This window comes from Lactococcus cremoris subsp. cremoris NBRC 100676 (genome assembly GCF_001591705.1).
Lineage (GTDB): Bacteria > Bacillota > Bacilli > Lactobacillales > Streptococcaceae > Lactococcus > Lactococcus cremoris.
Genome location: NZ_BCVK01000049.1, coordinates 1 through 20052 on the forward strand (window position 1 = coordinate 1; position 20052 = coordinate 20052).

General features: G+C 34.3%; 17 protein-coding genes and 4 pseudogenes. 1 reads left to right on the forward strand and 20 read right to left on the reverse strand.

Going from position 1 to position 20052, the window contains the following annotated elements; translation table 11 throughout:
- The 5 genes and pseudogenes from LLA01S_RS09045 to LLA01S_RS09055 all read right to left on the reverse strand — a co-directional run.
- A pseudogene (locus tag LLA01S_RS09045) lies at nt 1–250 on the reverse strand (hypothetical protein); the annotation flags it as partial.
- 57 nt (nt 251–307) lie between these two features.
- On the reverse strand, nt 308–568 hold the full coding sequence (locus LLA01S_RS13305; RefSeq protein ID WP_231099759.1) for a hypothetical protein: 261 nt from the start codon (nt 566–568) through the stop codon (nt 308–310).
- A 29-nt stretch (nt 569–597) separates the two neighbouring features.
- Nucleotides 598–1074: a hypothetical protein gene (locus LLA01S_RS13310; RefSeq protein WP_235853828.1), complete on the reverse strand. Its 477-nt coding sequence runs from the start codon at nt 1072–1074 to the stop codon at nt 598–600.
- Entirely contained in the window at nt 1071–1766 is a 696-nt protein-coding gene (locus LLA01S_RS13315; RefSeq protein ID WP_232035033.1) for a glycosyltransferase family 2 protein, read from the reverse strand. Before LLA01S_RS13315 ends, LLA01S_RS13310 begins: the two co-directional genes overlap by 4 nt.
- Before the next feature lie 214 nt (nt 1767–1980).
- The gene (locus LLA01S_RS09055) at nt 1981–2889 is read right to left on the reverse strand and encodes a phosphodiester glycosidase family protein (RefSeq protein WP_061778193.1); all 909 of its coding nucleotides are present in this window, start codon (nt 2887–2889) and stop codon (nt 1981–1983) included.
- 163 nt (nt 2890–3052) lie between these two features.
- Between LLA01S_RS09055 and LLA01S_RS09060 the strand changes: the two are divergent.
- Nucleotides 3053–3944, forward strand: a pseudogene (locus LLA01S_RS09060) (IS982-like element ISLll1 family transposase).
- A gap of 278 nt (nt 3945–4222) precedes the next feature.
- Here the strand turns inward: LLA01S_RS09060 and LLA01S_RS09065 are convergent.
- From LLA01S_RS09065 to LLA01S_RS09135, 15 genes and pseudogenes are all read right to left on the reverse strand, one after another.
- Complete coding sequence (locus tag LLA01S_RS09065) at nt 4223–4951, reverse strand: DUF4811 domain-containing protein (RefSeq protein WP_061778195.1); 729 nt, start codon at nt 4949–4951, stop codon at nt 4223–4225.
- A pseudogene (locus LLA01S_RS09070) lies at nt 4951–6495 on the reverse strand (MDR family MFS transporter). Before LLA01S_RS09070 ends, LLA01S_RS09065 begins: the two are co-directional and overlap by 1 nt.
- Nucleotides 6488–6952, reverse strand: coding sequence for a MarR family winged helix-turn-helix transcriptional regulator (locus tag LLA01S_RS09075; RefSeq protein ID WP_061778196.1), 465 nt, complete (start codon nt 6950–6952; stop codon nt 6488–6490). Before LLA01S_RS09075 ends, LLA01S_RS09070 begins: the two are co-directional and overlap by 8 nt.
- Nucleotides 6953–7109: 157 nt before the next feature.
- Nucleotides 7110–7751: a DUF4767 domain-containing protein gene (locus LLA01S_RS09080; RefSeq protein ID WP_021165135.1), complete on the reverse strand. Its 642-nt coding sequence runs from the start codon at nt 7749–7751 to the stop codon at nt 7110–7112.
- A 173-nt stretch (nt 7752–7924) separates the two neighbouring features.
- On the reverse strand, nt 7925–8665 hold the full coding sequence (locus LLA01S_RS09085) for a class I SAM-dependent methyltransferase (protein WP_061778197.1): 741 nt from the start codon (nt 8663–8665) through the stop codon (nt 7925–7927).
- 223 nt (nt 8666–8888) lie between these two features.
- Nucleotides 8889–9074: a hypothetical protein gene (locus LLA01S_RS09090; RefSeq protein WP_011675871.1), complete on the reverse strand. Its 186-nt coding sequence runs from the start codon at nt 9072–9074 to the stop codon at nt 8889–8891.
- 98 nt (nt 9075–9172) lie between these two features.
- The gene (gene gyrB, locus LLA01S_RS09095; RefSeq protein ID WP_061778198.1) at nt 9173–11128 is read right to left on the reverse strand and encodes a DNA topoisomerase (ATP-hydrolyzing) subunit B; all 1956 of its coding nucleotides are present in this window, start codon (nt 11126–11128) and stop codon (nt 9173–9175) included.
- 153 nt (nt 11129–11281) lie between these two features.
- A complete protein-coding gene (locus tag LLA01S_RS09100; protein ID WP_011675869.1) occupies nt 11282–11929 on the reverse strand; it encodes an HAD family hydrolase in 648 nt (215 codons plus the stop codon).
- A 65-nt stretch (nt 11930–11994) separates the two neighbouring features.
- Entirely contained in the window at nt 11995–12840 is an 846-nt protein-coding gene (locus tag LLA01S_RS09105) for a VOC family protein (RefSeq protein WP_061778199.1), read from the reverse strand.
- Between the two features lie 174 nt (nt 12841–13014).
- On the reverse strand, nt 13015–14595 hold the full coding sequence (locus LLA01S_RS09110; RefSeq protein WP_014572815.1) for a hypothetical protein: 1581 nt from the start codon (nt 14593–14595) through the stop codon (nt 13015–13017).
- Complete coding sequence (locus LLA01S_RS09115) at nt 14576–15340, reverse strand: ABC transporter ATP-binding protein (protein WP_011835457.1); 765 nt, start codon at nt 15338–15340, stop codon at nt 14576–14578. The genes LLA01S_RS09110 and LLA01S_RS09115 overlap by 20 nt, the downstream gene beginning before the upstream one ends.
- A 122-nt stretch (nt 15341–15462) precedes the next feature.
- The gene (locus LLA01S_RS09120; RefSeq protein ID WP_011675866.1) at nt 15463–16362 is read right to left on the reverse strand and encodes a DMT family transporter; all 900 of its coding nucleotides are present in this window, start codon (nt 16360–16362) and stop codon (nt 15463–15465) included.
- Between the two features lie 184 nt (nt 16363–16546).
- Nucleotides 16547–17824 (reverse strand): malate transporter MleP, encoded by a 1278-nt coding sequence (gene mleP, locus LLA01S_RS09125; protein ID WP_061778200.1) that lies wholly within the window; start codon nt 17822–17824, stop codon nt 16547–16549.
- A gap of 14 nt (nt 17825–17838) precedes the next feature.
- Nucleotides 17839–19461 (reverse strand): annotated as a pseudogene (locus LLA01S_RS09130) (malolactic enzyme).
- Between the two features lie 449 nt (nt 19462–19910).
- Nucleotides 19911–20052 (reverse strand): IS3 family transposase (locus tag LLA01S_RS09135; protein WP_145995534.1); only part of this gene is annotated, 142 nt, incomplete at its 5' end.

Genomic DNA, 20052 nt, shown 5'->3' on the forward strand with positions numbered 1-20052 from the left:
GTGCTTGTTCTGATAAAGTTATTACATTGGCTTTAGCTGGTAAAGTTACTCCTTTTGTGACAAGCATATTTTCAATTAAAGAGATTTCTCCTTCAATATCAAAGTATACATTGTTAAAATTATCACTTATTGGATAATCCAAAGGATGTTTTTTTATATATCCTCTTATTTCTTGTAACATTCTCAAAAGAAAAATTGGGTTGCCCACATTAGAAAGTCGTCCTAATATTTTGTTTATACTGTTATCCATTCATTTTCTCCAATTATTTTATATTATTTTCTAACTACATTTTTCATCAATTAAGATTTATTCCGATAGTAGCTTTTCTATTCTCTCTATTTTTTGATCTTGATAGTCATTGTAAATGACCCAAAACTCATAATCTCTTAAGTCAATTTCTAAAGGAATATTAATCTTATAATCTGTCAAAGACATTTGGGTAACCATAAGTTTACTCCGCTCAAAAGGTCGCAATTTATTTCTAATTTCAAAATAATTAAATATTCCGTTTGTATAAATTTGAATCACTACCTGGTTTTCCATCCTCTTAATTGCAATGGCTTTCATATTTATTTCAATTTTTGGAATTTTCGAGTTTAAAACTGGATAATAATATTGATTTTTTTCTCTTCGAACAATTCCAAGATTTTTTTTAGCAAATGTCTCAATGAATGCCATCTATTGAATCTTATAATTCCTCTATAATCTTCTAAAAGTAAATATCTCCAAACAGTTTTTCGTGCCCCTGTCCGAAAATAAATTGTGGGATCAAATTTTAGCTTTCCTAAATATCTGTCCATACTCACTTTAAAATCTATAATTCTTTTTAAACTAAATTTATATCCGACATCTCTTCGTAGTCCAAAATTATAGACAAGCCATTCCAAACGTCTAGACAAGAATTTCTCTTTTGATGCATCATCAGGAAAAACTTGATTGATGTAACCTAGAGCTCGTAACCAAGAAATCATAAAATCTCTGTTGACCGTTTTACTTAAACTTAAATTATCATTGTCTCGATTCAAATATGTGGTTAATTTCTCACCCTGAGTAATTTTTTTGGAAAATCTCATGGCTTCATAAAAAAAGTCACATCATCGGCTACCCTTTGACTTGGAAAATGAAGATTATTGTTCTCAATTAACTTTCTCCTTACCATGATACCCTGAGGACCCAGCCATTCATAAAAAGCAGCAGGAAGTTCTTGTATGTCACGGTCTATCTTATTCCCATCGAAAAAGTAGGCTCTACTCTTAAGGCTAAGTTTCTCATTTACACTTTGGACTATACCGAAAAATCCCATATCATCACTTGATTTTTCCAGAGTTTCAGACATATACTGAAGAGCATTCTCATCATACCAGTCATCTGCATCTAAAAACACAAGATACTTCCCACGCGCATTTATTAGTCCAACATTGCGAGGCCCATGTGCACCACCGGTATTTTTTGTAAGTTGATAAAATTCAATACTGTTATATTTTTGGATATACTTTTGTACAATTTTTGCTGAATTATCAGTTGATTTATCATCAATAAAAAGTATTTGAAGTTTTTCTAGCCCAATACTTTGATTTACTAATGAATTAAACATCTTTTCCAGATAGGGTTCATTATTATAATTTGCAATAATAACAGAGACTTTAGGTGTATCAAAGACTTTTGTAGAGGAGCTTTTTTTATAAATTGGAAGATTAAATTTCCATTTTTCGTTATTTAGATAATTATAATGATCATATTCCATTTGTAATTCTTTTGAAGACATTATTTTTAACCCTTATTTAATATAATTCGTAAAATGATTACGAAGTTCGTGTCGAGAGGCTAGTATCCATAAACCTCTTCTCTATAAAGTAAAGAAAATTAAAAGATAGTTCTTCTTTTTTCAAAACAAAAGAAACTGGAAGTTTATATTAAGATATCTTTTTCTATTCTCTTTAAATTGTTGTTTCTGTTACTAATCCTTCCCAAGTTCTACATCATTTCAAAACAATATAGTCATTTACTGACCGATTATCTTGACTAGCATAAATTGCTTGCCCGTTTAATGACATTTGACTGGAGCCGCCCCCATCCATTACGAGAGCAATTTCTAAATGAAGACTTTCAAGTTCTGACATAATTGCCGGATAACCTGTATTGGTATCTGAGATAATAAGATAGATGTTATTGTCTTTATCATTTCCTAAAAAAGAATGAATTTCCCAATTAACAGTTCCGTCGCTTGGTAAACTTTTCCCATTTTTTATAAGAATGGAACCAAAACTAAAACTCATATCAGCGCCTTTTTTTAATATTTCACTTGCTGGTGTAGTTGAATCATAAACCTCTGATGAACCATCCTTATTAAATACAAAAGCATATTTGGCTCTTTGGTCAGAGTTCCAATCTTTGAACAGCTTTCCATTGTTAATTTGAAAACCCGTGATTTTCCCAGTTGTCATGTTAAAGCCAGAAGCATTCATAATTAAGCTATCTGGATACTTACTGACCACTTCTGTCATGCTCAATACAGGACTATCAGTCGAAGTTGCAGTTTTTAGAACTTGCGGACTATGAACTTTATAAATTTTAAAATTTCCTGTTGAAAGATCTGTAAATTTTTCTCCACTTCCTTGAGATTTTACTTGAAGCCAATCTGATACGCCAGTATTTTCTACTGGAACAATCGCTTGAGCCTTTTCTGTAGAACTTTGGCTTTTTGATATCTGAGAACTTGAAGAAAGATAACCATTTGATTCAGAAGTTTTTGTAACCTGTTGGCTGGTCGTTGGAGGAATATATGTCGCTTTATCAAAAATGTATTTTCCTACCATTATTAACAAAATAAAAAAGATTAGGATGAGTGATGAAACCAATATTTTTTTCGGAAAATTATTCTTTACCATTTGCCCCTCTTTCTTTATAATGATTTTCTAGTCTAATTTGGATTAAATCTTTCATATTATATCACTCTAAATTACCCGAATTGCTAGTTAATTTCATTGGAAAATAAATAAGTCGTGCTATCCTAATCTTAAACCACTAAGCATTAGAAAGCGCACGACTTATATGACTTATAATAGCACACTCCCAAAAGTTTTTGTTTATTTACTGACAACCATTGAGACGCTTTATCAAACGAGGGTTCCCCTTGAGGTTCAAAACCGAAAGAACGTCCATCTCGCAACATCAGATTGCTTAGTTATCGCTTGTTACCTATGGGGCGTACTGCATTTTAGTGAAACACTTAAAGCTAAGCACCAATTGGCTCAAAGTTTATTTCCTAATTTCCTAGAATATTATCGCTTTGTCCGCCGTTGTAATGCCCTCTTACCGAGTATCCAAGTCATTCGCCAAGCACTCGTCTTTAAAGAGGTTGAAGGAATTAGTGTATCCATTATTGACAGCTTCCCCATTCCTTTGTGTCAGCCTATTCGTAATTTCAGAAGCAAAGTTCTTGGAGATTATGCAAATGTTGGCTACAATGCTACAAAGGGACAGTACTTCTATGGATGTAAATGTCATGCTTTAGTCAGTGAATCAGGCTATGTCATAGACTACACAATTACTCCTGCTTCAATGGCTGATAGTTCAATGACCGAGGAAGTGCTGAGTCAATTTGGGACACCAACAGTCCTTGGAGATATGGGATATCTAGGTCAGTCACTGCATGATAGGCTGGAATTAAAAGGAATTGATCTAATTACACCTGTCAGGAAGAACATGAAGCAAAAGAAAATCCTTTTCCCTAATTTTTCAAAACGTAGAAAAGTGATTGAGCGAGTTTTCTCTTTTTTGACAAATCTAGGAGCTGAGCGTTGTAAAAGTCGTTCGCCTCAAGGTTTTCAATTGAAATTAGAGATGATACCTTTTAGCGTATTCTTTACTGTTAAAATCAGCTAAATCACTGGAACCAGAGACTTTAAGATATTCTATCGGGTATCAAGTCATGCCTAAATAATCAACTAGCAATTCGGGTTCTAAATTTGATATATCTAAGAAAATTTTAAATATTTAGTAAAAACGGCTTACCTTACAACGCTTAAATTTATTATTTGTTATCTTTTAAAAGATATTTTGTGATGTATGAAAATTAAATTTCTTTTATTTGTCAATTGTATTATTTACTTCAATTATTGTCAATATAAATAAAGTAAAGTCATTCACTTTACGTTATTTATATTCACTTAATTTATATGTAATAAAAAAACTCCAAATAATTTTGAAGTCTTTTTATTATTATTCTGTAATTCCAAGAAGTTGCTTAATTTGTTTGACTTGCATTTTAGCATATTCTGTTGGATTTGATTTTTGGAGGGCAGCAAGTTGTGCTGCTTTTTGTGGGTCAGCTTTAAGCTGTGCTTCCATTTGTTTTTGCATAGCTGGAGCTTCTTGACTTAGTTTTTTAACTTGGTCTTGAGTTAAAACGAGCCAAGTATCTTTCGGAACTGATACAACAGATTGTTGTTTAACCAATTCATTTTGTTCTCCACCAACGCTAAACAGTAATTTATAAAAATCAGATGACCAAACACGTCTAGTTGTTTTAGTCGTAACTGTTGCTTTAGTATCATCTACTAATTTATAAGTTGCAGATTTTTTAACAGCTTCAACAATATTTTTTTGATTTGGTTTGAAATTAGTATCAGCTTTTTCAGCTTTTTCAGCTTTTTCACTATTTCGATATACCAAAACATAGTTGTCAGTATTTTTTCCGATTTCTGCTTTAATCATCATGCCATAAGGAGCTGAATTATCTCCAGCAGTATAGATTTGGTGAGTACTTGAAGTTGTTACTTCTTTCATTCCCCAGTTATCTTTGATGTGCATGGTCAACATAGCAACAGAACCCGCTAATAATAGAAAGGAAATTCCACCAACTAACCAATGAGCAATTGTATTCTTTATGAACATGAAACCAAAGAAGGTTCCAATCATAAACACTACCAATAATAATATAATCAGCATTATTTATTTTCTCCTTTCACTTCTTGTTCTTCAACTGGTAGGCCAGCAATCATTCGGCCACTCTTCAAAGAAAGAGCTACAAAAATACCGATGATTGCAAAGACAAGTCCAATTGCCAATGAGGCATGGTAACCTTGCAACATTCCTTCAATAGCTTTATTTGCAAATTGCAATGGATTGGCTGCTTTCAATGATGAAGCAGGCATATTAATCGTAATTACGTTTTGGGCTACTGAAGAAAGGAGGGCAACGACAACTGATGATGCAACTTGACGTGCTGTATTATTTGAAGCTGTAGCTTGAGCAACTTCATTTACTGGCACTGCATTCATTGCGCTTGTTGTCAATGGCATCATAACCATACCTACACCAACCATACGTAAGCCGTAAAGAAGAGTAACAAAATGATCAGGAGTTGTAGCTGTGAAGAACATAAATGGTACAGTACCCAATGCTAAAACAAGGAAACCAATAACGGCGAGACGTTTTGAACCAATACGGTCATAAACACCACCAGCAAGTGGGGCTACAACAGCCATCATCAATGAACCAGGTAAGAGGACAAGTCCTGAGTTGAAGGCAGAAAGTCCGTGAACATCTTGAAGATAGAGAGGAAGCATCATTTCAACACCCATCATTGCCATTGTACTTAAAGCAAGGGCGAGAGTGACTAAAGTAAATTGTCGAATCTTAAAGACACGGATATCAAGGAAGGGATCGTCCATCTTAAGTTGACGCAATCCAAAGAGAAGGATGATAATTAAACCACCAACAATTGGGGCAATTACAGTATTAAATTTACCCCATCCATCAGTTGCAACGTTTGTGAATCCCCAGAGGAATGCACCAAAACCGGCAACTGAAAGAATAACTGAAAGGAAGTCTAATTTCATTGGACGGTTTGGAATAACATCTCGCATGGCAAAAATTGAAACGAGGAAGACAATTCCGACGACAATCATTGGAATAAGGAAAATAGTTCTCCAACCTGCATCAAAAGTCCAGAAGATAAGATTAAAATCATGAGTGATTAACCAACCTGCAAATGTTGGTCCTAAAGCTGGAGCAAGAACGAGTACAACCCCGGCAACCCCCATGATAGCTCCCATTTGTTTCGCTGGGAACATATTAACCAAGGCCACTTGCATCAATGGCATCGTAATCCCAACCGCAATGGCTTGAAGAATACGACCAGCAAGGAAAATCCACCAACTTGATGTTGGTGCAGAGTAAGCAACAAACATTCCTAAAAATAAAATTGCGTATGCTGTCACGTAAAGCCAGCGAGTAGGGAATTTTGTTGCTAAATAAGCTGAAATAGGAACCATAATCCCATTTGCTAATAAGAACCAAGTTGTTGCTTGTTATGCTGTTGACATTTTGATGTTGAAGTCATTCATCAATGTTGGAATCGCTGTTCCAAGTGATGTTTGCATCAACATGGCACCAAATGTACCAACCAGAATCAAAATAAGCATTCCGATTCGGCTATAGTGTTTACCATGTATATCTAAATGGTAATCTTTTTCGTAAGTATCAGGCATTTTTTTCCTCCTCTTTACCTTTATCTTCTTGTGCGAGTTTCATGCCAATTTCTAAAAACATTTTGAAATTTTCAATGAAACTTTCTGTTCGTTCTTCACCCATTTCTTCAAAAACTCGCGCCAAATTTGAGCAAGCTTCTACTCTAATTTCTTCTGCGACACGTCGACCTTTGTCAGTAATTGCAACCAAAATTTTTCGACGATCTGTTCTTGAAATCTCACGAGTAATCAAGTTTTTACTTTCAAGATTATTTAAGATTATTGCTATTCTCGCCGTACTTGTATGCGTGAATTTTGCAATCTTACTAGGAACAATTTGCTTACCAGCTTCCTTATAAAGATAGCCTAACACCAAATGCTCCCCCTGGGAGTAGGTATTAAAGCGGTGCATCATCTCTGCTTTTCCTCTTTTCATAACAGTTGTGAGGAAAACCTCCGCTGCCTTGTTGTAGTCCATTTTCACTCCTCCCTAACGGTAATATTTATTAACGACGTTAACTATTATAATCCGTTCGCTATCTTTTGTCAAGAATAAAAATTCTTTAAGGAAAAAAATTTTTTGAGTTCTAAAAAAGCCTGCAATAGCTTGCAGACTTACTTTTAATTTTATAAATTTATCCAACAATTCGAGCAAAGGCATTCTTTAATTCATTATTCTCTGTTTCTTTTAAGTGTAAATAATGATTGGTATTTCCTTGATTTTGGCCAGTGTAGAGCACAAGAGGACGGCCAGCTTTAAGCACAAAGAAATAGACATGATTTTCAAATGTATTCTTTGTCCCAAAATCCGAGTAAACATCAACTAATAAATAATCTCTTTCTCCTTCTCCTGTCTCTGACCATCTTAAATCAATCGGTTGATTATTAATGGCCGCTTTCCAAGCTGTATTATCATTTAATACTGAAAATGGAAGAGAGAGTCCATAAAAGTCAACGTTATGCGTAGGATCATATTGACTATAGTTTTGATTCATTTCTTTCCCCCATGCACTCATAAACTCTGCAAGTCGGAACTTCTTTTCTGAATTCCATTTTATTTCTGTTTGAATCGTTGAACTTGATTCGTCAGTTGTTGTTGTTTTTGAACTACTAGTTTGACTTTTTATACTTGAATTATTTTGAGAGGTAGAACTTTGCTGAGAGATGAAGCTACTTTCAGAAGTCGTTTTTGAAACTTCTTTAGTTTGTTTTGAACTGCAAGCTGACATTCCAAATGCCGTTACTAATAGAATCGTAACCATATATATACTTTTCATTTATTTTCTCCTAATTTTATTCTACCTTAAAAGTAATAAAAAAAACTATTTATATCCTAAAAAAGTATTAAATTTTAAAGATCACTAAAGCCAAGTATCGTCAAATATTAATAATACTGTATATAGTAAATAAAAGCCCCTAGATTCAGTTAGGGGCTTTTAACATCAAGAAATTAGCGACCAATTTTTTTAGCCGAAATGATAAGCATCATCGGACGCCTCATTTCATTTTTCATTTCCTCAAGTTCTCTCATTTCAATCGGAGGTTTAGGTTCAATAACATTAGTAAGTTCAAATCCTGCATTTAATAAAGTCATCAAATAGGTTGTCACTGTTCTATGATATTTAATCACTGACTCTCCTAGAAAATTGACTTCCCTCGCACCTTCATAATAATAATAATAATCAACTGGAAAATGGCGGATATTACCGTTCTCATCATAAGACCAATCTTGTTCTCCAGAAGAAGTAAACAAGGGGTGTTCGACTGAAAAAATTAATTCACCATTCTTTTTAAGAGATTTTGAAATCTTCTTCACTAGCTCCTCAAAATTTGAAATATAATGAAGGGCTAAAGAACTAAAAACAATATCAAAAGAATCAGTTGAAAAATCTATCTCTTCTATTGCAGACTGTCGATATTTAATTCGGGCATCATGATTCACTTTGTTTGCCACTTCGAGCATCTTATGAGAAAGGTCTATTCCTACTACTTCTAGCGCTCCATGGTTAGCCGCATATTTACAATGCCAACCATAGCCACATCCTAAATCTAAAACTTTCTTTCCTTGAAAGTTTGGTAGTATTTTTTCTAATTCATACCACTCTCCAGCGGCTTTCAAACCTTCTTTAGACCTTGGCATTGCTGCATAATTTTTAAAAAACTGGTCATCGTCATATTTATTTTGTTGCATTTTTTCTTCTCCATGTAAATATAGTTAGTGATTTTATAGATATTTACATGGAAAATACAATTTTTTGAGCAATAATTCCTTGATTCATTTGTCTCCTTTTATAATTGTTTAAGTGAGATTTTGTAATTTATAAACACATTCTATCACATGCCTTATAAAAAGTCACTCAAAATTCAAAATAAAGTTTAATAAAAAAAGTAGGGTTTCCTACTTTTAAGAATAACTATTCCTTTTCTTCAACTTCTTTGAGCGCTTTTGAAGCTTCGCCAAATAGTTCTTCTGCTTTACTTGTTGTCTTCTCAAATGTATCTTGAATTCCTGTTTGAGTTCCGACAGTTGCATTTCGAAGGGCTTCTTCTTCGAGTTCCTTCATTTGCTCATCACTCAATTTTGGATTCATTTCAGGCATAGGCATTCCTCCTTCTTAAAATCATTATATTACAAACCAATTTAAAGCGCTAACATTATGCTTAATAAAAAAATTCCAGATACAACTGGATTTTTTTATTAAGCATCAATCGTTGAGTATTGAGCATTATTTTCAATAAATTCACGGCGAGGTTCAACACGGTCTCCCATGAGCATATCAAATATTTTATCTGCTTCTGCTGCATCTTCAACAGAAACACGTGCCATCAAACGATGTTCAGGATCCATTGTTGTTTCCCATAGCTGATGGTCATCCATTTCACCAAGACCTTTATAACGTTGGACCGTAGGTTTTGTTCTCCCTTGTGCCCAGCGTGCTAAAGCTTCTTGTAAATCTTTTTCTTGATTTTCACCTGGTTGAATGTATTCTTTAGTTTCAGAACCTACTTTTATACCATAAATTGGTGGTTGAGCAATATAAACGTAGCCTGCTTCTACAACTGGACGCATGTAACGATAGAATAGTGTGAGTAGTAGTGTTCGGATATGAGCCCCATCAACGTCGGCATCGGTCATGATGACGAGTTTATGATAACGTGCTTTGGACAAATCATAATCTCCCCCAAAACCTGTTCCCATGGCAGTAAATAATGAACGGATTTCTTCATTGGCTAAAATTTTATCCATTGTTGCTTTTTCAACGTTCAAAATCTTACCACGAATTGGGAGAATGGCTTGGAATTCACGATTACGTCCCGATTTAGCAGACCCTCCGGCTGAATCTCCTTCGACAATAAATAATTCTGCTTGTTCAGGATTATTCGATGAACAGTCTGCTAATTTACCAGGAAGATTTGAAATTTCAAGACCTGATTTTTTACGTGTCACTTCACGCGCACGTTTAGCTGCAATTCTGGCTTTACTTGCTAAAATCCCTTTTTCTACAATTTTACGAGCAACTTGTGGATTTTCCAACATAAATGTTGTCAGTGCTTCGGCAAAAAGTTTGTTGACAATTCCTGTTACTTCTGAGTTTCCAAGTTTTGTTTTGGTTTGTCCTTCAAACTGTGGATTAGGGTGTTTAACTGAGATAACGGCAGTCAATCCTTCACGCACATCGTCACCAGTCAAATTGTCTTCATTTTCTTTAAGAATTTTATTTTGTTTGGCGTAGTTGTTAATGACACGAGTTAGGGCAGTTCTAAACCCTTGTTCATGTGTTCCACCTTCATGAGTATTGATATTATTCGCAAAAGACATCACTACTGAATGATAAGTATCTGTATATTGCATGGCAACTTCAACAGCGATTCCATCCATTTCACCTTCGGTAAAAATAGCTGGTTCAAAAATAACTGTCTTATTTTCATTCAAATATTCAACATAAGACTGAATCCCACCTTCATAATGGAAGTGAACTTCATTTTTTTCATTTCCTTCACGTTTATCTGTTAAGGAAATACGAAGACCACGATTCAAGAAGGCAAGTTCACGAACACGCGTTGCGAGTTTGTCAAAGTCAAATTCAACAGTTTCTGTAAAAATTTCTGGGTCTGGTACAAAGTGAACAGTTGTCCCTCTAAGATCAGTTTCACCAATAATTTTCAAATCATCTCTAACGAGACCGCGGTGATACTCTTGAAAATATTTTTGACCATCTTTATGGACGGTAACATCTAAAGTCGTTGACAAGGCGTTAACAACAGAAGAACCTACACCGTGTAATCCACCAGAAACCTTATAACCGCCTCCGCCAAATTTACCTCCGGCATGTAGAACGGTAAAGACGGTTTCTACCGCTGGACGACCTGTTTTTTCCTGAATATCAACAGGAATTCCCCGTCCATCATCAACAACTGTAATTGAATTATCAGGTTCAATAAAAACCTCAATATGGCTTGCAAATCCAGCAAGTGCTTCGTCAATTGAATTGTCAACAATCTCCCAGACCAAATGGTGCAAACCTTCTTTTGATGTTGAACCGATATACATCCCAGGGCGCATACGTACAGCTTCAAGACCTTCAAGGACCTGAATCTGGCTGGCATCATATTCGTCTGCAAGCATTTCTAAATTTTTATTTTCTTCGTTCAAAGTTAACTCTCATTTCTATGAAAAACTTATTACCATTATACCACAAATCGGCGATTTTAGCACTTTTCTAAGGTATTTTCATCTCTAACTCTTCAGATATAAATAAGCAAATTTCCACTGAAATTTGCTTATAATCAAATGATTTTTTAAAGATTACAAAAGGATTTCTGTCAGTTCATGAATAATATGGGTCGGTTCATTAGTAAGTAAGACATTCTTTGTAGTGTCAGATGTTTTTACTGACTGAATTGAATCATTAGAGCTATCAAAATAAATGGTTTCTACTCCAGCAGCATTTCCAGCTTCAATATCTAATGAGCGGTCCCCAATCATCACTGTCTTCTTTGGATTAAGCTTATACTTGCTCAACAAATAGTTAATTGATTCTGGCGCCGGTTTTCGTTTAAAACCATTATCAGCTGTGACAACTTCTGTAAAATATGAGCCAATCTCTGCTGCTGACAGAATTGTCAGTACTTGATGATTACGATGTGAAATCATAAAATTTTTCTTACCATTTACTGACAGACTTGTCAGTACTTTTTTTGCACCAGAAAAGAGAATTGGCTTTTCTAATTCTTCGGCCTCTAATTTTTTATATTCCTCTAAAAATCCCGGTAAATCACTCGCAAATTTTTCAACAGCATAAGCCGTTGAAACTTTCAGTGCATCATATACGTCAGTACGCAAAACAACACGCTCTGCCATCGACCATAGTGTGGCAGCAAAGGCATGGCTAGAACTTTCATAATTGTCTAGCAAAGTTCCGCCTAAATCCCAGATATAATTTTCGTAGTCCATGTAAAATATTATACCACACCTATCGAACTGATGTATCTGTTAAATAAATATATTTATTATTGAATTCATTCTAATTTAACAATTATTTCATTGCCACTCAAATCTTCGATAATAAGTTTATTTTCGTCAGCAGATTGTAAACGCGCCATCTGCTTAGCATGCTCTTTTATCTGATTAAAGAATGCTTCATCATCAACATATATGATGAATTCTAGCAATCCAGGTAAATCTGTCGTGCGGTTATTCAAATTGCCCCCAGCCCAATTATTGAAGGCAAAATGATGATGATAGTTCCCCGAAGAAATCCAACTTGCCGAATGAACCGCAAACTTCTCTGTCATTTCAAAAAGCTGCTGATAAAAATTTGTCGCCTTTACGACATTTTCAACAGTCAAATGAAGATGACCCATTCTAGTTTGAGCTGGAAGCTTATATTTGTTTTCACTTTCTGTAGCTATCGTCAAAAGACTTTCTGCATCAAGGTTTTCCGTTATACCGATAATTTTATCTGCCTGTTTATCCCAAAGCTTCTCATCATTATCCTGATAAACTTCGATTCCATTTCCCTCTAGGTCTTCTAAATAAATTGCCTCGCTGTAATCGTGATTTGCAGCACCAACAATTGGAAATTCATTCTCTAGCAGGTGCTTTAAAAAATTTCCCAAATCAGAGCGGCTCGGTAAAACTAAAGCCAAATGATATAAACCATAAGCTTTTGTATCATCACTCTTGACTTTTTCTAAACGAATAAGTTTAGTCTGGGCTTTTTCACTCCCTAAATCAACACCTGTTTCATCTTGATTTAAAATATCCATTCCCAAAACTTCTTGATAATATTGTGCTTCTAATTCTAAATTAACAACATTTAATGTGACTGAACCTAATCTTACTTTTGATTGATATTGGTACATAGAGCCTCTTTTCTATTGTTATTTCACGTTCAAATATACGTTTACATTCGTAAACCCTAATTATATTATAACTTTATTTATTAATCTGAACAAGAAAACACACTTATTTCCTTTCTTAATTTTTTTTATAAAAAAATTACTCCTAAAGCAGAGTAATTTTATTGTTAATTTTTATCAGAGATTATTCCAAAAATTTTTCTGATAAAAATGAAGTATCACTCCTACCGAAAATCCTAAAAGGAGGACTAGGGCAAGGTTAACAACTAAAGGATATGGAATAAAGATAATCAGGGCAATAATTGCTCCAATGAGTGCTCCTGCTCCCAAAAGCGTAGCAAAGAAAATGATAAAAACCCGAAATCCCCCAGAACCTCTTGTAAAAAGTTGAGTCAACGCAGTCCAATTTAAATTTAAGAGATGCCAATCTCTGACAAAATAATGAAGTGAAATCAGATATACCCCAATAACATTCCCAATTAACAGCCCAAAGAGCAAGGTAACAGGGACTTTCAGTAAAATACCAATCACTAAAGATAAGATTAAATCAAGAACTAGTTGAATAAAAACGGCAAAATGAAATTTCACTCTGAGATAGAAATTCAACTTCATGGGTAAGCTTTTAAAATAATTAAAATTTTCCCGATCAAGTGAGATAATCATTGAAGGAAGAGAACTATTGTTAATGGTCAGAAAAGCTAAACTAATTCCGATGATAGGAAAAATAGCAAAAAATTTCAAATCCAATTTTGACAAATTTAGACCACTAGATAAAAGACCAGGCAGCATAGCAAGCGGAAAAATAAAGGATCCTGTCAGCATTTGAATCCATAAGGTAGGATTTTTAATTAGTCCTAGATTATAAATTCTTAATTGTGAGGTAAAATTTCTCGTTCTTCTTATTTTCCTTTTTTGAACAATTCTCGTTTCTTTTGACTCTTCCAAGAGAATTTTAAACATTTTTGGAACCACTAGAAGTGTAAAAACATAGTAAAGAGCAATCAATAAGATTATAAAAAAGAGAAAACTAAATAAACTATAAAAAGAGAACGGATTTACTAACCATTTCCAAAAAGGTAAAAATGGCAGAAAAGTTCCTCTATCCAACAACTTACCTGTCGCACTAATCGTCGTTTGAGCATTATTTAGATACATAATCCCAGCAAAAATTCCAACCATTGAAATCAATAATAGTATGGTCTGAGAAACTTTTTTATAGCGTTGAAATATTTTAGATTGAACCAAAAAAGTAATCAACCATGTACTAAGCAGTAAGAATAATAGAGCAAACAGAAAAAATCCAACTAATCCGAGAAAGAGGCCAATCACTCCGTTTGCCCTAAAACCTGTTATTCCAAAAAGCACTAAAAGAGGCATTAAATAAGGTAATATAACAAAAATTACGACTAAAAATTTAGCAGCAAAAATATTAACATTTTCAAAAGGGAGAGGCAGATAATCTCGAAAGTCTTTGCTCTCATAAAAAATATTTAAAATTGCTGACAAGGCTTGAGAAAAAGTCATCAGGGCAAACAGAGCACAATAAAAAGTAAAAAATCCCGGATATTTTGGAAAGTCAATTGCTAACATCATCAGTCCGAAAAATGGCAACATGATGAGCGAGACAAGCCCATATTGAATCAAAAGTGATTTGGTTAAATTTTTTGTTTTACCTTTTTCTCTTTGACGTTGGGTAGCTTGAGGATTGGCATAAAGGAGGTTGACACTAAAAAGACTTTTAATTTGTTGAAGATTCATCATCGTCTCCTCTATTAAGCTCTTCTTGCTGACGACCTACCATTTTGAGATAAACCGATTCCAAAGATTGATCTTCTGCTGAATCTAATAAAGCATCAACTGTTCCCGAATAAATTAGTTCGCCAGCTTTTAAAATGGCTAGTTGATCACATAGCTGTTGCGCTACTTCTAAAGCATGTGTAGAAAAAATAACCGTTTTTCCTTGGGCAGCGTGTGCTTTCATCAGATTTTTCAAATCAAATGCTGCTTGAGGGTCCAATCCTTGCAAGGGTTCGTCAAGTATCCAAATATCAGGAGTCGATAAGAGAGCCCCAATGACAATTACTTTTTGACGCATTCCATGAGAAAAACTTTCAATTGTTTGATATTCTTTCCCTTCAATATCGAAAAGTCGTGTAAGAGTTTCTAGTTGTCTTTCCTTTTCAGAGGTTTCAAGTGCAAAAGCTGAGGCAATTAAATTCCAATATTCTTTAGGAGATAATTGTAAAAAGATATCCGGAGTATCAGGAACATAGCCAATTCTTTTTTTGATTTCTGAATGATGTTCAGCAAGATTTAAACCATCAACTAAAACTTGTCCACTTGTCGGTTCAATAATACTCGTCAGACATTTTATTGTTGTGGATTTCCCTGCCCCATTATGCCCTAAAAAACCGAATATTTGACCTTCTGGAATTGTTAAACTTAGATGATTTAGAGCATACTGCTTGCCATACATCTTTGTTAATTCTCTAATCTCAATCATAAATTTTCCTCAATTCATTTTATTTTTGATGTTAAATGCTATCTTTGCATTTATTATATCATAGAATATTCTGAAAAAAGTCAAAATCTTGTATATAAGAAAAAGAAACCTACTGGTTTCTTTTAAGCTTGTTCTGATTTTGATAAAAGAATAACTGAAACAATAACCATCACAATCCCCACCATTTCTAGTAGTGTTAATTTTAAGCCAAATAAGGGAATACTTAAAAAGACAGAGGTCAGTGGTTCAGTGGCTGTTGCAACCGAAACAACAAGAGGTGATATTAGCTGGAATGCTCTTAAAAGCAATAAAAAAGCCAATGCTGTTCCCACAATAGAAATCGTCAAAACGTAAAAAATTGAGAGGGGTTCAATTCGGAAATTAATCCGCCAGACTGGATAAAAGATATTACAAGCAATTCCCGCAAGCATCATTCCCCATCCAGTCATATTTAACGCCCCATACTTATCCAATAAAGGACGTGGAATGATAGAATAGATTACGACCGCAACACCCGCAAGAAGGCCTGTTACAAGGGCAAGTGGACTAATTGAAAGATGTTTGATGTTTCCATTTGTAATCAATAAAAAAACACCTATCATTGCTAAAATAACAAATAAGACCGATTTAGGTTTTGGCACTTGTCTTTGGAAAATGAATAAATAAAGCATAATAAAAACGGGTGCTGTATATTGTAAAATTGTCGCCGTGGCACTGTTAGACAATTGAATGGCAACATAATAAAAATACTGAACAGAGAAAACTCCACCAAAAACATACAAAAATAGCGTCGGCATGTTCTTTTTTGATTTCCAGACATCAAAAAAACGCTTATGGTCTCGCGAATAAGACATGGCCAGTAAAATAATACCAGCAATCGTTAAACGTGTTGATGTAATCCAAAGTGGGCTACCATGATAGTCACGGAAAAAAAGCTGACCAAAAATGCCAGAAATTCCCCACATACAACCGGCAACAACTGCATAGAGCGTGCCTTTAAAAATTTGTTTTTTTACATTCATTTTTATATTATAGCATATATCAAGCGGGTTTCACGGGGTTCAATCATCATTATATTTTTATATATTACATTGTTAACTCTAAAGGAGTTTCAAGCAAAACTAAGTTAAATACAAACTAAATATTATGGTGAAAATATATAAAAAAAACATTTTAAATAAAATGTTTTTTTAGGTTATGGTTATTTTAATAAAAGAATCGGATAAGAATTCCACCGAATATTAGGACAATTACACCACAGAGTCTATTAGCCATCTGAGCAAAAGCAATCATTTCCATTCGATCTGAAGCAGACAAGACAGCAATGTTACCTGTCCCCCCCATAGAATTATTGATCATCCCTGCACCAATGGCAGTTTCGACCGGATAAAGTCCAAAGAGACGAGCCAAGAACCAACTAGCAAGTCCCATTACAACGACACTAGTCAAGCCTAGTACTACAAATTGCCATGTAAATGCTGAAGCAAGAGTATTCAAGTCAATCAAAGCAAGACCAATCCCTGCCAAAATAGCATGAGTAAGGTTTGTCATAATCACTTGGTTAAACATTACAACAGATTCTTCTAAATCTTTAGGAACAGTATTTGTAGCTTTTAAGATAAATACAATAATAATCATAAATGCATATTGATGAATATTAGGGAAGAATTTGTTCAAGATGTCACCAGCCATCAGAAGGGCAAAGGCAAAGAGCATTCCTGTTCCGATTTGTTGAGCATCTAATTTTATTTTAGGTTTAGCTAATTCTTCTTTAGTTGCTGCAACAAGGGTACCATGTCCGTTATATTTAGATTTGTTGAATACTTTAGCGATAGATAAGGCACCAATAATCGCAAGGATGTTACCAAAAGTAACTGCTGGAGCAAGTTGAGAGAAGATAGCTGCCTGATTTCCATGAGCCAAACCAGCCGCATAGATTTGAGAAAGCGGAGTAATTCCGGCTCCCATACCACCTGACATCATTGGCATAGAAACATACATTACAGAATCTGAAAAACCATTACCAATGAGCATTCCTACGAGACCTACTGAGAAAAAGCCAATAACCATTGTGATTAACGCAATTGGAATAAATTTTTTCGAAGCTTTCACTAACAGATTTCTGTTCATGCCTAAAATAGATCCACAAATAAGTGCAGCTATATAGAAATCAAGAAAACCAAATTTTCCACCCATAAAATTTGAAACTGCTCCAATAACATTAGATGGAACAATATGGAAGAAAGATAATAAAGTGGCACCAATCAATGTGAAAACAGAGCCCCCACCTAAGTATGAATTCATAATAGGTAGTTTTTCTCCTATGAAGTACAATAGGTGACCTAATGTTACAAGTAGGAGAGTCAATCCTACCATATCAAGTGGAAGTTTTCCCAATAGTGTTACGACTATGATGACAGCTACGAAAAAGGCATACAAGGGAAGACTAATTCCCGATATTTTCGTTTCTTTAAGTTTTTTCATTTAAGATATTCCCCTTAGTACTCTGGATACCATTTAAGATCACGAACCGCTTTAGCCATATCAGTTTCTTTAGATTCAGTAAGACCTTGTTCTTGTGCTTTCTTAGCAACTGCTTCTGCAACTTTAATTGATACATCGGCAACAAATTCAAAAGGAGGAAGAACAGGAGCACCAGGTTTACCTGGGTCTACTAAACCGCTCAATGAGTGTGCAGCAGCTCCGATCATTTCATCTGTCAAAAGTTTTGCTTCAGATGCCAACATTCCTAAGCCCAAACCTGGGTAGATAAGTGAGTTATTTGCTTGACCGATTTGATAATCAACACCTTTGTAGTTGATTGTTCCTGAAGGAACACCAGTAGCGACAAAAGCTTTTCCATCAGACCACTCAATAACTTGTTCAGCAGTAGCTTCCATTTTTTTAGTTGGATTTGAGATAGGGAAGATTACTGGGCGCTCTGTATTAGCACACATAGCTTCAACAACTTCTTTTGTAAAGGCACCTGGATTAGTTGAAGTTCCTACCAAAATAGTTGGTTTTACTGTCTTAACAATATTAAGAAGATCAGTCATATCTCCAGCATCTTTATAATCAGCACGTTTTTTAGCAAATGGTTTTTGAGCTGGTGTAAGGTCATCCATATCATCAAAAAGTAGACCTTGTTGATCAATCATGAAGAAATGTTTGTAAGCTTCTTCTTCAGAAAGGCCTTCACTAACCATTTCCGCATGAACACGACCAGCAATACCTGCACCGGCTGAACCACCACCATAGCAAAGGTATACTTGGTCAGTTAATTTTTCACCTGTAATGTCAAGTGATCCAAAAATACCACCTAAAACAACAATACCAGTTCCTTGAATGTCATCATTGAATGTAGGGATTTTTGTTTTGTAGTTATTTAAAATTGTGGCAGCATTTGAACGACCGAAATCTTCCCAGTGAAGGTACAATTTAGGGAAAATTGATTCTGCAGTTTCTACAAATTGATCAACGAAACTGTAGTATTGGTCACCATAAATACGTTCTTGGTGATTTCCAAGATACAAATGATCTTCCAAAAGTTCTTTTCTATTTGTTCCTGCATCAATAACAACTGGAAGTACAGAAGCTGGATCAATACCTGCTGCAGCTGTATAAATCATTAATTTACCAACTGAGATATCAACACCTTGAGTTCCCCAGTCTCCGATACCAAGAATTCCTTCAGCATCAGTTACAACAATAAGGCGAATATCTCTATCACCTGCTGCATTTTTCAATGTTTCAGTAATATTTTCAGGGTGGTTAATATCAAGATAAGCAGCATATTGTGGATCTACAAATAAATGACTGTAGTTTTCAATTGTATCAGCAATTGTTGGATCATAAACAACTGGGTTAAATTCTACAATATGTTTATTAAATAAGTAGTAAAACAAAGTACGGTTTGTATTGAAAATTTCCATCAAAAAATGTCGTTTTTCTAAATCAGATGGTTTTGTCAAATATTGTTCGTAAGTTTGTTCAGCTTGTTCTTAAATTGTTTGAACATTTGGTGGAAGAAGACCAATCAAACCCAATTCTTGACGTTCTTTCATAGTAAAAGCTGTTCCTTTATTTAAAAAAGGATTGTTTAAAATTTCATGTGCACGCATCGTACAACCTCCATAAAAATTATAATTAATGTTATTACTTTATTACTATAAACTTCTTTTATCGTTATAGTCAAATATCCAAGTGTTGATAAATTTCATTTATAACAAACCAATAATGTAACTGACTACATAAAAAGTTCTATGAAAAAATATTTGATTCCTAGTCAAAGTTTTTAGTAATACTCAGCTTATAATCGTTAAATTATGATTTCCTCCTAACCGCTTTATCATCAGGTTTTATGGGCATCAAACGGAAGTTAACTAACAATTTTTGTCAAGAAAATGTTTGTTTATCTGAAGTACCTATTTTTTTAATTAAAGAAAAATCGTCCTATTTTATGAATTACTATTTCCTATTATATGATAGTATTCTAAAAAAGTAGAGTAAAATGATGTGAACCCCAAAAGCTAGACTTTTTAGACAAGAATAATTTCTTGTCTTTTTTTTGTTATTTTGAATAAGTTAAACGATATTGGATTGGACTCATCCAGTTCAATTTTTTCTTAATTCGTTTCGTGTTGTAATAGTGAATCCATTTAGTAATCGCTTGTTCAAGTTCTTCAAATGAATTGAAAACATGACCATAGTAG

Bases quoted from the DNA above. Each gene is read 5' to 3' on its own strand.
- LLA01S_RS09085 (WP_061778197.1), bottom strand. From the start codon at position 8,665: ATGCAACAAAATAAATATGACGATGACCAGTTTTTTAAAAATTATGCA.
- LLA01S_RS09065 (WP_061778195.1), bottom strand. From the start codon at position 4,951: ATGCTGATTATATTATTATTGGTAGTGTTTATGATTGGAACCTTCTTT.
- LLA01S_RS09110 (WP_014572815.1), bottom strand. From the start codon at position 14,595: ATGAATCTTCAACAAATTAAAAGTCTTTTTAGTGTCAACCTCCTTTAT.
- LLA01S_RS09120 (WP_011675866.1), bottom strand. From the start codon at position 16,362: ATGAATGTAAAAAAACAAATTTTTAAAGGCACGCTCTATGCAGTTGTT.
- LLA01S_RS13310 (WP_235853828.1), bottom strand. From the start codon at position 1,074: ATGAGATTTTCCAAAAAAATTACTCAGGGTGAGAAATTAACCACATAT.
- LLA01S_RS09090 (WP_011675871.1), bottom strand. From the start codon at position 9,074: ATGCCTGAAATGAATCCAAAATTGAGTGATGAGCAAATGAAGGAACTC.
- LLA01S_RS13305 (WP_231099759.1), bottom strand. From the start codon at position 568: ATGAAAGCCATTGCAATTAAGAGGATGGAAAACCAGGTAGTGATTCAA.
- LLA01S_RS09080 (WP_021165135.1), bottom strand. From the start codon at position 7,751: ATGAAAAGTATATATATGGTTACGATTCTATTAGTAACGGCATTTGGA.
- mleP (WP_061778200.1), bottom strand. From the start codon at position 17,824: ATGAAAAAACTTAAAGAAACGAAAATATCGGGAATTAGTCTTCCCTTG.
- LLA01S_RS09100 (WP_011675869.1), bottom strand. From the start codon at position 11,929: ATGGACTACGAAAATTATATCTGGGATTTAGGCGGAACTTTGCTAGAC.
- LLA01S_RS09075 (WP_061778196.1), bottom strand. From the start codon at position 6,952: ATGGACTACAACAAGGCAGCGGAGGTTTTCCTCACAACTGTTATGAAA.
- LLA01S_RS13315 (WP_232035033.1), bottom strand. From the start codon at position 1,766: ATGTCTTCAAAAGAATTACAAATGGAATATGATCATTATAATTATCTA.
- LLA01S_RS09055 (WP_061778193.1), bottom strand. From the start codon at position 2,889: ATGGTAAAGAATAATTTTCCGAAAAAAATATTGGTTTCATCACTCATC.
- LLA01S_RS09105 (WP_061778199.1), bottom strand. From the start codon at position 12,840: ATGTACCAATATCAATCAAAAGTAAGATTAGGTTCAGTCACATTAAAT.
- LLA01S_RS09115 (WP_011835457.1), bottom strand. From the start codon at position 15,340: ATGATTGAGATTAGAGAATTAACAAAGATGTATGGCAAGCAGTATGCT.